The sequence below is a fragment of the Sphingobium fontiphilum genome, from assembly GCF_014196635.1.
GTDB lineage: Bacteria > Pseudomonadota > Alphaproteobacteria > Sphingomonadales > Sphingomonadaceae > Sphingobium > Sphingobium fontiphilum.
The window spans coordinates 224,806-238,300 of the sequence record NZ_JACIEB010000003.1; the positions used below are offsets into that span (position 1 = coordinate 224,806).

The following is a 13,495-nucleotide window of genomic DNA, read 5'->3' on the forward strand; positions in this document are numbered from 1 at the left end:
CTTCCTCTGGGAACCCTCCTACGCTCTGGCAGTTCGCCGCCAACCTGTCCTTGTAGAGGGGAATAAGCGCCGATCACTCGACTTCCCCTCCATCAGGGGTTTAGAATATATATTTGGCGATGACGCCCCAGGTCCGCGGTTCACCGGCATAGACCGAACTGGTCGGGAAGGACGGCAGAAGAACGCTTGAAGCCGAGAAATAGTTCTCTTTGAACAGGTTCTTCACATAAACGCCAAGGTCAAGGCCCGTGCCGCCAATGCCGCGCCAGTCCAGACGCGCGTTGGCCAACTGGTAGCCCGGCAGCTTTTCGCCGTTCTGACCGCCAAAATCGTCAGTCATGAACAGGTCGGCATTGACCACCAAATCGCCGTCAGCCGGGCGGATCGGCAGGGTCCAGCTCAAGCTGGCCGTGCCGGAGAAGATGGGCGAATATTTGTTGATCTGGCCTTCGCCCAGCACGATTGTCGACGGCAATCCACCGGGGATGGTCAGGCTTTCCACCTTCACATTGGTATAAGCCGCATTGAAACCGACGGTAAGGCTGCGCACGGGGCTGATGGACGCCTCCAGCTCGACGCCCCAGATTCGCAGATCGGCGACATTCGCGGCGAGCGACCCGTTCGTCGGCGAATCAGGCGTGCCGTTGGGAACCGTCGTCTGCGTGTTCAGGAACTGAAGCGCGTTCTTATATTTGCTGTAATAGGCGGCCAGATTCAGACGCCCACGCGCGGCCCCGACACGATAGTCATATTTGGAGCCGATCTCGACGTCGGTGATGGTTTCCTCTCCCGTCTTCTGGAAGGGACGAAGGTCCGCGCAGACACCTCCGGTCGCGACGCAGGCCGGATCCGCGCCACCCGTGGTAAAGGGCGTTTCGAACAGGGGCGTGTTCACATTGACGCCGCGATAGCCGCGCCGCGAGACGATATAGAGCAACCAGTCCGGGTTGGCCTTATAGTCGAGACCGATGGTCCAGCTCGGCTCCTCGCCCTTGTTGGACACGGTGCCGACGCCGTCGGCCAGGCCGAGGGCCGCCGTGCCGAGGCATGTGGCTTCGTCAACATAGGTCGCGCCGATCGTGCCGCCGCAAGCCGACACCTTGTCCCAGCTATAGCGCGCGCCGAGATTGAGCTTCAGCTTGTCGGTGAATTCATAACCGATCTGGCCATAGACCGCCCAGTTCTTGTTGCGGACATGCGCCGTCACCGCAGGCGCGGGAACACCGCCCACGGAAAATGCCGTGAATTGCGATCCGCTGGCGCCGTCGGGCTTGTCGTTATTATAGAAGGCGCCGACGATGAAGTTGAACGAGCCGAAATCGCCCAACAACTGGGTTTCATTCGTCAGATATTGCCGATCCAGCACGGACGACGCCGTGAACAGGGTGAACGGCACGGCGGAAGGCGCGGGAGACGGCAGACCCGTGGGGATTTGCAGTTGCGGCAACCCGCCCGTATTAATCAACTGGTAGCTGTAATTCTTCCTGTAGCCGAAAATATTCCGCAGCGTCAGATCGCCGAAGCTGAAGGACGTATCATTCGTGATGGACGTGGTCTTGCGATAGGCCGCGCCGCCATTGATGCCGCCGTCGAACGACCCGCGACGATTGGCTTTCTGCGCTTGCAAAGCGGCCTGCACCTGCGGCTCGACGACGCCCAGACCGAGCGCGGCAAAGGGGAAATTCTCGCGCAGCAAATAGAGACCGCCAGCGAGTTCGTCGCCCTTGAAATATTCATAGATGGTGGTGCTCTTGAGGCCCTCGAACGGCTCGACCAACAGGGAAAGGCGGTAGGCGTCCTGATGGATATTGTCGAATCCAGGACCGCCGTCGAAGGCGATGGTGCGGGGATCCTGACGGCGGACCTGGCCCGCAGCGCGGAAAGCGACCTTATCCTCGATGATGGGGATGTTCACCGCGCCTTCCAGCTCGCGATAATCGAACCGTCCATATGTGCCCTCGACATAGCCTTCAAAGGCATAGCTCGGCTTCTGGCTGCCGATAACGACCGCGCCGCCCAGCGTGTTGCGGCCGAACAGCGTGCCCTGCGGCCCCTTGAGCACCTGAATGCTGCCAATGTCATAAGTTGGGACGTTGGAGCCGACCGACGGCAAGGGCGTGTCGTTGAGATAGATGACGACCCCGGGCGTCACCTCGCCCAGGGGCAACTGGCCGATGCCGCGCAGGGTCAGCGCGACATTATCCTTGCCCCCTTCGGAGGAGAAGGTGAAGCCGGGCGCGACCGTCTTGACGTCGCTGATCGTCTGGACGGTGCTGCGCTCCAGCGCTTCTGACGAGAAAGCGGAGATAGAAACCGAGACGTCCTGCAGCCGCTCTTCCCGGCGACGAGCCGTGACGACTATATCGCCGCCAACCGCATCGTCCGCTTGCGGCGCAGCAGAATCAGCGGGCTGTGCCCATGAGGGTGATACAACCAGCGCAACGCTCGCGACCAATGTCAGTTTAAGGGCGGCCAGTCGCATAAAAATCCTCTCATTCAAGCAGTTTATCGGCATGATCAGCGCAACGCGCAGACGTGATCGCTGGCGACAAATCGCGATGCGTCGTATTTTACCACCTATCGTTCGATAGGATTTGGCCCGATCCAGCATTATTGGTGACGATGTTGCATTTGCGCCGCAGCATGTCAGACGGGCTCTGCGCGCAGGCCGTTCCGGCCTGCTACGGCCAGCGCCCTGAAGTCGATCCAACGCATGTTTTTAAGGCGGCTGAATCCGGCCGGGCTGACCGTTATCAGATATTCGTCCAGTCCGCGCCCTTGAGGTCCGGCATGGCGCGCGCCTCGTCGGGGGTGGCGATTTCGAGACCCATGCCCTCGACGATCTGCCGCGCGGTCGTCACCTGCTCCGCATTGGTCTACGCAAGCCGGCCCGGACCGCCCCACAGCGAATCCTCCAGACCGATGCGGACATTGCCGCCCATCAATGCCGCCATGGCGCCAATGCTCATCTGACGCGCACCAGCCCCCAGCACCGACCATTCATATTGATCGCCAAACAGCCGGTCGGCCGTCCGCTTCATATGCATGATGTCGTCGGGATGGCTGATGATGACCTTGCGTTTTACCACGATGTTTCCCTTTGCTCGCAGAGATTGCGCCGGTCGCAGGTTGCGCGGACGGCGCAATCTATAATTCGATAGGAACCAGCGCGCGCTTTTAGGGCAGGATGCCGAGTTGCCGCGCGCGCAGCACCGCCTGCGGCCGGCGCCGCACGCCCAGCTTGTCGTAGATTTGCTGCATATACCATTTGACCGTGCCTTCGGTCAGGCCCAGACGGTCGCCGATTTCCCGGTTGCGCAGACCTCCGCTCACCATCGTCAGAATGTCGACTTCCCGATTGGCGAGGCGCCCGGTCAGACCGAAATCATCTTCATCCTCGCCTTCGTCCGCCTCGATCTGCGGGGCCCGCCTTAGCATCGACACGAGGCGGACGGCGAAACGATCGGCAGGCGTTTCCAGTTCAGGGCCCTGCGAATAGGCTTCGATGATCAAGGACGCGATGACTTCGCCCTCATCAACGAAGACCCGCACCCAGCCCGCCGGTTCGGCCATCTCCACGGCGGCGCGAACAGCCCTGCGCGCTTCGGACCGGTTGCCCTGAAGCACCGCGATCTCGGCCAGCAGCAATTCGAAGATAACGGCGGAACGGATCGCTCCGACGCGCTTGACGAATTCCAGCCACCGATAGGCGACCTTGCGCGCCCGGCCAAGCCGATGGCGCTGCATCTCGATCCTGAGCCAGGCGATCGCGATATTCTCATTGCGCCGCGTCGGATGCAGGGTGGGAATGGGTTCGCCGTCCAGTTGCGGGTCGCCCGCCAGGAAATGCCGCTCCGCCTCGTCGATCTGCCCGGCCTTGATCAACAGCCGCACCTCTTCGGCCACGATGAAGGAGCGCAGGCGATCAAGCCCACATTCGATCGCTACGACATGAGCATCGTTCAGCGTTGAAAGCGCGCTGGGCAGGTCGCCCCTCGCCGACCGCAGGCGCGCGCTGACCAGATAGCCCGACGCCATCTGATCGGAAAATCCCCATTGCCGCACGACTGGCAGATATTGGTCCGCCAGCTCCGCCGCCTGTTCCAGGTCGCCTGCATCATAGAGCAGTTCGGCCAGCGGCAGCGCGGGCAGTGCGGCCAGACCGGACCCTGCGCCATGGATTTCAACAGCTAACGCGAAGGCCTCTTCCAGAAAACGTCGCGCCAGGGGAATCTTGCCCTGCGCCATCATGGTCGGCGCGACCGACGCCTTCAGGGCGATCGATGCGAAGGCCGAGCCGGGACGCGACAGCGCGCGGCTGGTTTCCGCCTCCAGCTTGAGCATGTCCTGAAAATGATAAAGCTCGCGCCGCGCCGCCATGAGCTGCGCCAGCAAGGTGCAGCTGAGATAGGCGTGGCTGTCGGCCAGTTCGGCGAGCAGCGGCTCGGAATCTGCTTCGACCCTGACCATGTCGTCGCGCGCCGCCGCCAGCATGACCAGGCGATGACGGATCGACAGGTCCAGTTGCTCGATTTCGTGCGCGGGCAAGGACTGCGCCTCGCGTCTGGCTTCACAGATTTGGCGCGCTGCTGAAATCAGCCTTTCAGCCGATGAAAAGGCCAGTTGGCGGATGCGTCTCCAGGCCAGAGCCAGGAGCAGATTCGGGCGTTCGGCCAGGATCGGCCAGGGCAGTTCAGCGCCGAATTCGTCGATGCGGTAGAGATAGCCCGAATAGGTCAGCTCCTCGGCCAGGTGATCCAACTGGTCGGCGAGAAACGCCTTGTCCCCGCTCAGTCGCGCATGTTCGATGGCCAGGGCAAGCTGACCGGCTTCGGCAAAATATTCGCTCGCCCGTTGATGCATGAGGGCGGCGCGATCGGGCGCCCGATCCATCAGTCGGCCCAGCACCATTTCGCGGAACAGCCGGTGATAGGCGTAGCGGCCATGTTCCTGATCAATCGCGTTCAGAAACAGGCCTTCACGAAAGACATGGTCCAGCATCGCGCGCGCATTTTGGTCGCCGGTTACCGCAGCGCAGGCGGATGGCGTCAATTCATCGAGGATCGAGGTATCTATCAGAAAGCGGCGGACGTCGTCCGGCTGCAAATTGACCACTTCATCATGAAAATACTCGGCAAATTCCGGACGCAGGCCAGTCAGCCGGAGCTTGGCCGCGCTGTCGCTGGTGCGGCGATAGAGATCGCAGGCGATAACGATACCGGAAACCCAGCCTTGGGTATCGCCCACAATGTCCTGAAGGTCGCGCGAATCCACCGGCGTGCCGATCGACCGCGTGACCAGTTCCGTCGCTTCCGCCAGGGTGAAGGACAGATCGGCCACGCCTACTTCGACCAGGAATCCGAGCGCACGCATACGCGCCAGCGACAGCCCGACGGTGCCGCGCGCGGCGATGATGATGGTCAATGCGTCGCGCGCGCTCGACGACAACTGCCCCAGAAATTCCATGATCGGCTTCGCCAGGAATTGCGCGTCGTCGACGATGATGACCGGCCGCACGCTGCCCATCGACGCGAGAACCGATAGCCAGCTCGCGTCGGAAGCGTCGCTGTCCAGCGCATCCCAAGGCATACCGGCCGCGACACCCGCCGCCTTTAGCGCCTGTAAAAAGGACCGCTTGCTTTCTATGCCCGCCCTGGCCGCCAGCCAGAGAACAGGGCGCCCCTGCGCCTTAAGCTGATCCGCCCAGAACAGCATCGCCGTTGTTTTCCCGCTTCCCGCAGGCGCGGACACCACAGTCATTCGCGACAACGCCACTTTTTCTGTCAACGCCACCAACGCTGCACGCCGGATCGGCTTATGCGTGGAACGCGGCGGCAAGATGGCTGTGGGCACAACGGTCATGCTCTTCTCTCCCAACGCACTAGGCGCGATTCGCTTTTTATGGGAAATATATTCTGCGTGATGAATCTATAACGCAACCCCCTTTTCCTATCGACAGATAGGTTCCCGATGAGGCGGAAAACTGTCCAGCTTCCTATCCAATCACGCCAATATCGTCGTGCAGCCAGCGTTGTTATACAGGTTGCAGCGCCTAACAGGATTATAGGAAAGGTTGACCATGAAGGCCCTTTATCTCGAACGGACCGACGGCCCTGAATCCGTCGTGGTGGCGGAAGTCGACACGCCAGTGCCCGGTCCGGGAGAGGTCCGCGTCGCGCTGCGGGCGGCTTCCATCAACCATCGCGAACTGTTCATCACCCATGGGCAATATCCCGGCATGACGGTGCCGGTCACGCTGGGCTGCGATGGCGCTGGCGTCGTCGACATGATCGGCGAGGGCGTTGCCGGCGTCGATGAGGGCGATGAAGTCGTGTTGTATCCGGCGCGCAATTGGGGCCCGAACCGCCACGCGCCGGCGGCCGATTTCGGGCTGCTCGGCATGCCCTTTGCCGGCACGATCGCCGAATATATCTGCGTGCCGGTCGACAATCTGGCGCCCAAGCCGGCCTTCATGAGCTTCGAGGAAGCCGGCGCGATGCCGCTGACCGCGCTGACCTCTTGGCGCGCGCTGATGTTCAAGGGGCGGCTGGAAGCGGGGGAGACGCTGCTCATCAGCGGCGTGGGCGGCGGCGTCGCCACGTTCGGCCTGGCCTTTGCCGTGGCCAAGGGCGCCAATGTCTATGTCACCGGCGAAAATCAGGACGTGATTGATCGCGCCGTGGCGATGGGCGCGAAGGGCGGCCTGCTCTATACCGATCCCGACTGGCGCAAGCAGGTCGGCAAGCTGACCGGCGGCATTGATGTGGTTCTGGACGGCGCGCCATCGCCCAGCTTCGCCAATTATGTCCGCGCGATCAATCCGGGCGCGCGCATCGTGATCTACGGGTCGACCGCCGGCAACGAGATCAAGTTCAACGCCACTGACATCTTTTTGAAGAGCGCCAGCATCGTCGGCAGCCAGGTCGGCGATCCGCAGGACTTCAAGGAAATGCTGGCCTTTGCCGGGCAACATGAAATCAAGCCGGTGATCGAGGCCACCTATCCGCTGGCGCTGGCGAAGGAAGCGCTGCTGCATCTGCGCGACCAGCATAAGTTCGGCAAAGTCGTGGTGACGATGTGAGCGACCTGTTCAGCCTGACCGGCAAGAAGGCGCTGGTTACCGGCGGCGCGCAAGGTCTGGGCCGCATGATCGCCGAGGGCCTGCTGCGGGCCGGGGCGACGGTGGCCATCACATCGCGCAAGGCCGACATCTGCGAAGAGGCGGCACGGGAGATGGCGGCGCTGGGATCGTGCATTCCCCTGCCTGCCGACCTGTCGACGCCCGAGGCGGCGGTCGACCTCGTCGCCCGTTATCGCGAAGCGGTCGGCGAATGCCATATATTGATCAACAATGCGGGCAAGACCTGGGGCGGGCCGATCGACAGCTTCCCGGACAAGGCCTGGCCCAGCGTGATGGCGGTGAATGTCCAGACGCCCTTTACCATGGTGCGCGAACTGCTGCCCGAACTCAGCGCATCGGGAACCCCCGGCGATCCGGCCCGGGTTATCAACATCGGCTCGGTCGCGGGGATGAAGACAGAGCGGCTCAGCGCCTACAGCTATGCCGCGAGCAAGGCTGCGGTCCATATGATGACGCGCGATCTGGCCGGCGATTTGGCGGCGCGTAACATCACCGTCAATGCGGTCATTCCCGGATTCTTCCCGACCAAGATGACGGCGCATATGCGGGATGAGGATCAGGTCGATCCTGCCCTGCTGGCGCATATTCCGCTCCAACGTCTGGGTTCGCCGGACGATATTGCAGGCATCGTCATTTTCCTGTGTTCGCGCGCGGGCGCATATGTCACCGGCGCACAGATTCCGGTCGACGGCGGGGTTGTTGGCTGCAGCTGAAATAAGCCCCGCACCCTCGCGGCCGGTAAAGAGAGGTATTCGCCATGATGATCGACCTCGCCATGCTGGCGGACCGCCTCGCGATCGAGGAGTGCCTCTATCGTTACGCTCATCTGGTAGATGGGATGCAGCTTCACCGCATTGCGGAGGAAGTGTTCACGGAGGATGGATCGATCGACTTTGGCAGCGCCCGTTCCGTGGGGCGGGAGGCCATCCATGCCCAGTGCATGGGTTATCAGGGCGCTTTGATGGGCTGTTCGCACAACATTACCAATGTTGTGATCGAGGTGAACGGCGACGACGCGCGCGCCGCCAGCCGCGTCATGGCCTGGCAATGGTTCGATATCCCCGATGCCGATCCGCTGCGCCCCGCAGACCTCCTGGCCGTGGGCGGCTATGAGGACAGGCTGCGACGCACGGCCGAGGGATGGCGCATATATGAGCGGCGGGGGATCAATTTCGGCACCGGTATCGGCGCCGGGTCCGTGCCTGATCCCATGCGTCCCATCTTTCAGGCCATGCAGGGTCGCACGCCTGGCTGGCCAGCCTGACCGGCGGCGGGTTTCCGGGCCCGCCTATCCTGTCGTCAGAGTCTCCAGCCCCCGCCCGCGACAACCACCTCGCCGGTGATATAATCGGCTTCGGGCAGGCAAAACAGATAGACGGCGCCAGCCGCCTCGTCCGGCGTGCCGGCGCGGCCCAAAGGAATGCCCTTTTCCATCGCTTCCAATATTTCGTCGCTGACGCCCGCCTTGATGTCGCGGCCCTTGACGCTGATGGTCGAGCTGCCCGCCTCGCCCGCGGTCATGCGGGTCATGATCGCGCCGAAAGCCACCGCATTGACGGTAACATTATAGCGGCCCCATTCCTTCATCACCGTCTTGGTGAGGCCGACAATGCCCGCCTTGCCAGCCGCATAACCCGACTGACCGGCATTGCCGCCCAGGCCCGCTACCGACGATATGTTGATCACCGTCCGGCGTGTGGCCCGACCATGTTCCGCGATTTCCTTCTTCGCGGCGGCGGCGATCACCGGTTGCGCGGCGCGCAAAATGCGGAATGGCGCCGTAAGATGCACATCGAGCATGGCCATCCATTGTTCGTCGCTCGTCTTTTGAAGCACGGAATCCCAGGCATAGCCCGCATTGTTCACGATGATGTCGATCGTGCCGAAATGCGCGACCGCCGTTGCCACGAACTTCTCGCCGAAATCGGCATCCGTCACATCACCCACGCACACCACGGCGCGGACGCCCAGATTTTCGATTTCCCCTGCGGTCGCCTTCGCCACATCCTCGTCCAGGTCGTTCACCACGACATGGGCGCCGGCGCTGGCCAGCTTCAGCGCAATCGCCTTTCCGATGCCACGTCCGGAGCCGGACACCAGCGCAACCTTGCCATCCAATATCTTCACGTCAACGCGTCCCGTTCTTCCTTGAAACCACCGACGCGGGCCTTGCCGCCATCGATGACGATGCTGTTCCTGTCGGGCACACCAGCCCGAAACCATATGACGTCGCCCCGGCGCCAGATTTCCGTCCGAACCGTTTCGCCCGGCCAGACCGGTGCCGTAAATCGCACGCGCATGTCGGTCAATAAAGTCGGATCGCCACCACAGCACAGATGGGTGAGCGCGCGACCGACCAGCCCCATGGTGGCGAGGCCATGCAGTATCGGCCGATCAAAGCCCGCCGCCTGCGCTGTGCCCTGATCGACATGCAAAGGGTTGCGGTCGCCCGTCAGGCGATAAAGCATTGCCTGATTAATGGCCGTGGGAAGGTCTAGATAAGCATCCGCCGACCCTTCCGGCATGACGACCGGCGCAGGGCCGTCAAGATCCCTTGCGCCCCCGAAACCGCCCGCGCCGCGCAAGACCCACACTTCCTCCATCTCGGCGATGGGCCGGTCCGTCGGCGTCGTGATTACGCGTTTTGCCCGTACGAGGGCAGGCTTGCCTGCACCCTTGTCCGCGAGACCGACAATCTCGATCCGGCCGTTGACCAATTGGCCCAGTTCAAGCGGCCGGAACAGTTTCAGCGTCTGTTCGCCATGCAGAATGCGCGGCCAGTCCCAGCCAAGTTCCGGCGCCATGGGCCAAAAACCGGGCGTTCCCAGGACCAGAGCCATGGTCGGCAGAACGGCCTGATCGCGCTCGAAAATCAAATTCTGCTCGTCTATCGCGCCCAAACCGGCGCCAACCCCCAGCGCATAGAGGATGGCCCCGCGCGGGTCGCAGACATCCTGCGCTTCCGGCACGCGGAAGCCGCGCAATTTTTCGACGTCCAGCATCAAACTGTTCCCCGGTGCAGAAGTCAGGACAGCTTACGCTCGTCCAGGCCCAGTCCGCGACCGATGATTTCGCGCATGATTTCCGAGGTTCCAGCGAAGATGCGGCTGATGCGGGCGTCGGTATACATGCGGCTGATGCGATATTCTTCCATATAGCCCGCACCGCCATGAAGCTGGACGCATTCATCCATCACCCGGCCTTCCAGCTCGCTGGTCAGAAGCTTGGCGGCCGATGCGTCCTCGGCGGTCAGCTCGCCCGCGTTCAGCAGCATCACGCATTGGTCGACATAGGTCTGGAGCGCGTCCAGTTCGGCCCGCATCGACGCCATCTTGAACCGCGTATTCTGGAACGCGCCGATCGGCTTTCCGAACGCCCGGCGTTCCTTCACATAATCGAGCGTGATGTCGAAGGCGGTCTGCGCCGTCGCCAAGAAGCCGATGGCCGCAACCAGCCGCTCCTGCGCCAGGAAGCGCGCCAGATATTTGAAGCCCTGGGTCGGATCGCCCAGCACATTGGCCTTGGGCACCTTGACGTCGTTGAAGAAGAGTTCGGCCGTGTCCTGCGCCTTCAGCCCCATCTTCGCCAGCTTGCGCCCGCGCTCGAAGCCTTCCATGCCGCGTTCCACGACCAGCAGGCCCAGACCGTGGCGGCTATTGGGGTCGGTCCGCGCCGCGACGACGATCAGGTCGCCCAATATGCCGTTGGAGATATAGGTCTTTGCCCCGTTCAACAGCCAGTGGTCGCCCTTGTCCACCGCGCTGGTGCGCATACCCGCCAGATCGCTGCCGGTGGACGGTTCCGTCATCGCGACGGCCAGGATCTTCTCGCCGCTGACGATGCCGGGCATCCAGCGGTCCTTCTGCTCGTCGGTTCCGAGCTTGGCGAAATAGGGGGCGACCAGATCATTATGCAGATTGATGTAGAAGCCTATGTCGCCGTGGCGCATATTCTCTTCGATAATGATCTGTTCGAAGCGGAAGTCGTCGATTCCCGCCCCGCCATATTTTTCGTCAGCCCAGGTGCAAAGCAGGCCCTGTTCGCCAGCTTTGAGATACAGTTCCCGGTCGACCATACCCTGTTCGCGAAACCGTTCGGCGTGGGCGCCCACCTCCGTCGTCATGAACTTGACGACGGAGTCGCGGAACTGCTCATGCTCCTGCTCGAATATCAGGCGCTTCATGCCGGCATTGGCTCCTTGACCGAGGTCTCACTCGCAGCCGCGTAGAAATCTTCTCCCCTGGCGGCCTTGTCGCGCAGCCAGGCCGAAGGCAGGAAGCGGGGACCGTAGCGCTGGGCAAGCCGGTCGGATTCTTCAACGAACGTCTTGATGCCGATCGTATCGATATAGCTGATGGTCCCGCCGGTCCACGTCGGGAATCCCCAGCCATAGATTGCGCCCAGATCGGCGTCCTGGGGAGTTTCGAGCACATTTTCCTCCAGGCAACGGGCGGTTTCCATCGCCTGCGCGTAGAGATAGCGCTTCTTCAACTCCTCGATGTCCCAGCCCTGCTTGACCGGGAAATGATCGGCAAGGCCCTTCCACAGATGCTTCTTGCCGCCTTCGGGATATTCGTAGAAGGCCCCGCCCGCCTTGCGGCTGGAACGGCCAATTTCATCCTTCATGCGACGCATGACGGCAGTGCCGGCCGGCGGCGTATATTTGTCGCCTTCCTCGGCGATCGCCTGATCGACGATCTTGAGCGGCAGGTCGAGGGTCAGTTCGTCCAGCAGCGCCAGCGGCCCGACCGGCATACCCACGGCCTTGGCGGCGTTTTCGATCACCGCGGGGGGCACGCCCTCCGCCAACATCGCCGCGCCTTCGTGGATCAGCATCTGGAATACGCGGCTGGTGTAGAAGCCGCGGCTGTCGTTGACGACGATGGGCGTCTTGCGCAGCTGCGCGATGAAATCGAGGCCCTTGGCCAGCGTTTCCTTGCTGGTCTGCTTGCCCATGATGACTTCGACCAGGCCCATGCGGTCGACCGGCGAAAAGAAGTGCAGGCCGATGAACTGGTCCGGGCTCCGCGACGCCTGGGCAAGCTGCGAGATCGGCAGGGTCGAAGTGTTGGAGGCAAAGATCGCCTCGGCGGGCAGCACGGCTTCAGCCTTCTTCGTGGTTTCGGCCTTGATCGCCGTATCCTCGAACACGGCCTCGACCACCATGTCGCAGCCAGCGAGCAGCGCGAAGTCGTCAGTCGGGGTGATGCGAGCAAGGACGGCGTCAGCCTTTTCCTGCGTCATCTTGCCCTTTTCAACGAGCTTCCCCAGCACCTTTGCCGAATAATCCTTGCCCTTCTGCGCCGTCGGGACGTCGCGGTCGATGAGAACGACTTCGATGCCCGCATTGGCCGATACGAACGCGATGCCCGCGCCCATCATGCCGGCGCCCAGCACGCCAACCTTCCTGGCTTCGAATTTGGGGAAGCCTTCTGGACGACGCGCGCCCTTTTCGGCCGCCTGCTTCGAGATGAAGGTGGTGCGGATGATGTTGCGCGCGACCGGATTGGTCAGCAGCTTGGCGAAATATTTGCCTTCGACCGCCAGCGCCTTGTCGAAAGGCAGTTGCAGCCCATGGAAGACCGAGTTCAGGATGGCGGCGGGTGCGGGCTGATTATAGCCGAGCTTCGCAAGGCCGCCAGTATACATCATGTAGGCGGCCGAGTCCTCGGGGACGGTCATGCCCTTCTTCTGGGGCGGCGTCCAACCCTTGACGTCCCAGGGCTTGACCGGGTCCGGCCCGGTGGCGAGCCAGGCCCGGGCCGCGTCGATCAGCTTGTCCGCCGGAACGACTTCGTCCACGATCTTGAGCTTGAGCGCTTCCTGCGGCCCGACCGACCGGCCCGAGAGCAGCAGGTCGAGCGCGGTCTTCATACCCGCGATGATACCCAGCCGCACCGTGCCGCCCGATCCGGGCAGCAGGCCGACATTGACTTCCGGCAGGCCAACCTGCGCCTTGGCGTCGTCCACCAGAATGCGGCGGTGACAGGCCAGCGCCAGTTCGAACCCGCCGCCCAGCGCCAGGCCGTTGATCGCCGCCACCCACGGCTTGCCCGATTGTTCGATCGCGCGATGCATGTCCGTCGCGCGCTTCGAAAAGGCATAGGCCTGCTGCGGCGTCAGCGTCCCAAAGCCGTTGACCAGCTGCTTGAGGTCAGCGCCGGCCATGAACGTCGCCTTGCCGGATGTCAGGATGACGCCCTTGATGCCGTCGTCTTGGGCAATGTCCCTGGTCGCCGTTTCCATGTCGGCGATGAACGCATCGTTGACGACGTTCATCGAGCCTTCGGCGTCGAGGGTCAGGATCGCAAAGCCGTCCTCGGCCTTTTCCAGTCGCATAGTCTTCATGGGATG

9 protein-coding genes and 1 pseudogene are annotated in these 13,495 nt (G+C 62.5%); 3 read left to right on the top strand and 7 right to left on the bottom strand.

From position 1 onward, the window contains the following. Positions 1 to 100: 100 nt before the first annotated feature. From GGR44_RS08160 to GGR44_RS08170, 3 genes and pseudogenes are all read right to left on the bottom strand, one after another. Positions 101 to 2,482, bottom strand: coding sequence for a TonB-dependent receptor (locus GGR44_RS08160; protein ID WP_183955074.1), 2,382 nt, complete (start codon positions 2,480 to 2,482; stop codon positions 101 to 103). A 271-nt stretch (positions 2,483 to 2,753) separates the two neighbouring features. Then, a pseudogene (locus tag GGR44_RS08165) lies at positions 2,754 to 3,065 on the bottom strand (3-keto-5-aminohexanoate cleavage protein); the annotation flags it as partial. Between the two features lie 112 nt (positions 3,066 to 3,177). Beyond that, complete coding sequence (locus tag GGR44_RS08170; RefSeq protein WP_246344403.1) at positions 3,178 to 5,760, bottom strand: winged helix-turn-helix domain-containing protein; 2,583 nt, start codon at positions 5,758 to 5,760, stop codon at positions 3,178 to 3,180. Between the two features lie 319 nt (positions 5,761 to 6,079). Between GGR44_RS08170 and GGR44_RS08175 the strand changes: the two genes are divergently transcribed. Genes GGR44_RS08175 through GGR44_RS08185 form a run of 3 tightly spaced genes read left to right on the top strand, consistent with a single transcriptional unit; the run spans position 6,080 to position 8,405 of the window. Continuing rightward, positions 6,080 to 7,081, top strand: a complete 1,002-nt coding sequence (locus GGR44_RS08175; protein WP_183955075.1) for a quinone oxidoreductase family protein — start codon at positions 6,080 to 6,082, stop codon at positions 7,079 to 7,081. Further along, positions 7,078 to 7,854, top strand: coding sequence for an SDR family oxidoreductase (locus GGR44_RS08180; protein WP_183955076.1), 777 nt, complete (start codon positions 7,078 to 7,080; stop codon positions 7,852 to 7,854). Before GGR44_RS08175 ends, GGR44_RS08180 begins: the two co-directional genes overlap by 4 nt. Before the next feature lie 44 nt (positions 7,855 to 7,898). After that, entirely contained in the window at positions 7,899 to 8,405 is a 507-nt protein-coding gene (locus tag GGR44_RS08185) for a nuclear transport factor 2 family protein (RefSeq protein ID WP_183955077.1), read from the top strand. 35 nt (positions 8,406 to 8,440) lie between these two features. Here GGR44_RS08185 and GGR44_RS08190 read toward each other — a convergent pair whose 3' ends face one another. The 4 genes from GGR44_RS08190 to GGR44_RS08205 are packed head-to-tail and all read right to left on the bottom strand — an operon-like array spanning position 8,441 to position 13,489. Continuing rightward, a complete protein-coding gene (locus GGR44_RS08190) occupies positions 8,441 to 9,268 on the bottom strand; it encodes an SDR family oxidoreductase (protein WP_183955078.1) in 828 nt (275 codons plus the stop codon). Continuing rightward, positions 9,265 to 10,143, bottom strand: coding sequence for a MaoC family dehydratase (locus GGR44_RS08195; RefSeq protein ID WP_183955079.1), 879 nt, complete (start codon positions 10,141 to 10,143; stop codon positions 9,265 to 9,267). The genes GGR44_RS08190 and GGR44_RS08195 overlap by 4 nt, the downstream gene beginning before the upstream one ends. Before the next feature lie 23 nt (positions 10,144 to 10,166). Further along, complete coding sequence (locus GGR44_RS08200; RefSeq protein ID WP_183955080.1) at positions 10,167 to 11,324, bottom strand: acyl-CoA dehydrogenase family protein; 1,158 nt, start codon at positions 11,322 to 11,324, stop codon at positions 10,167 to 10,169. After that, positions 11,321 to 13,489, bottom strand: a complete 2,169-nt coding sequence (locus GGR44_RS08205; RefSeq protein WP_183955081.1) for a 3-hydroxyacyl-CoA dehydrogenase NAD-binding domain-containing protein — start codon at positions 13,487 to 13,489, stop codon at positions 11,321 to 11,323. Before GGR44_RS08205 ends, GGR44_RS08200 begins: the two co-directional genes overlap by 4 nt. Positions 13,490 to 13,495 lie beyond the last annotated feature (6 nt).

What these genes read in the sequence shown, in the direction of transcription:
- GGR44_RS08160 (WP_183955074.1), bottom strand. Translation starts at nt 2,482, where the DNA reads ATGCGACTGGCCGCCCTTAAACTGACATTGGTCGCGAGCGTTGCGCTG.
- GGR44_RS08170 (WP_246344403.1), bottom strand. Translation starts at nt 5,760, where the DNA reads ATGACTGTGGTGTCCGCGCCTGCGGGAAGCGGGAAAACAACGGCGATG.
- GGR44_RS08175 (WP_183955075.1), top strand. Translation starts at nt 6,080, where the DNA reads ATGAAGGCCCTTTATCTCGAACGGACCGACGGCCCTGAATCCGTCGTG.
- GGR44_RS08185 (WP_183955077.1), top strand. Translation starts at nt 7,899, where the DNA reads ATGATGATCGACCTCGCCATGCTGGCGGACCGCCTCGCGATCGAGGAG.
- GGR44_RS08195 (WP_183955079.1), bottom strand. Translation starts at nt 10,143, where the DNA reads ATGCTGGACGTCGAAAAATTGCGCGGCTTCCGCGTGCCGGAAGCGCAG.
- GGR44_RS08200 (WP_183955080.1), bottom strand. Translation starts at nt 11,324, where the DNA reads ATGAAGCGCCTGATATTCGAGCAGGAGCATGAGCAGTTCCGCGACTCC.
- GGR44_RS08205 (WP_183955081.1), bottom strand. Translation starts at nt 13,489, where the DNA reads ATGAAGACTATGCGACTGGAAAAGGCCGAGGACGGCTTTGCGATCCTG.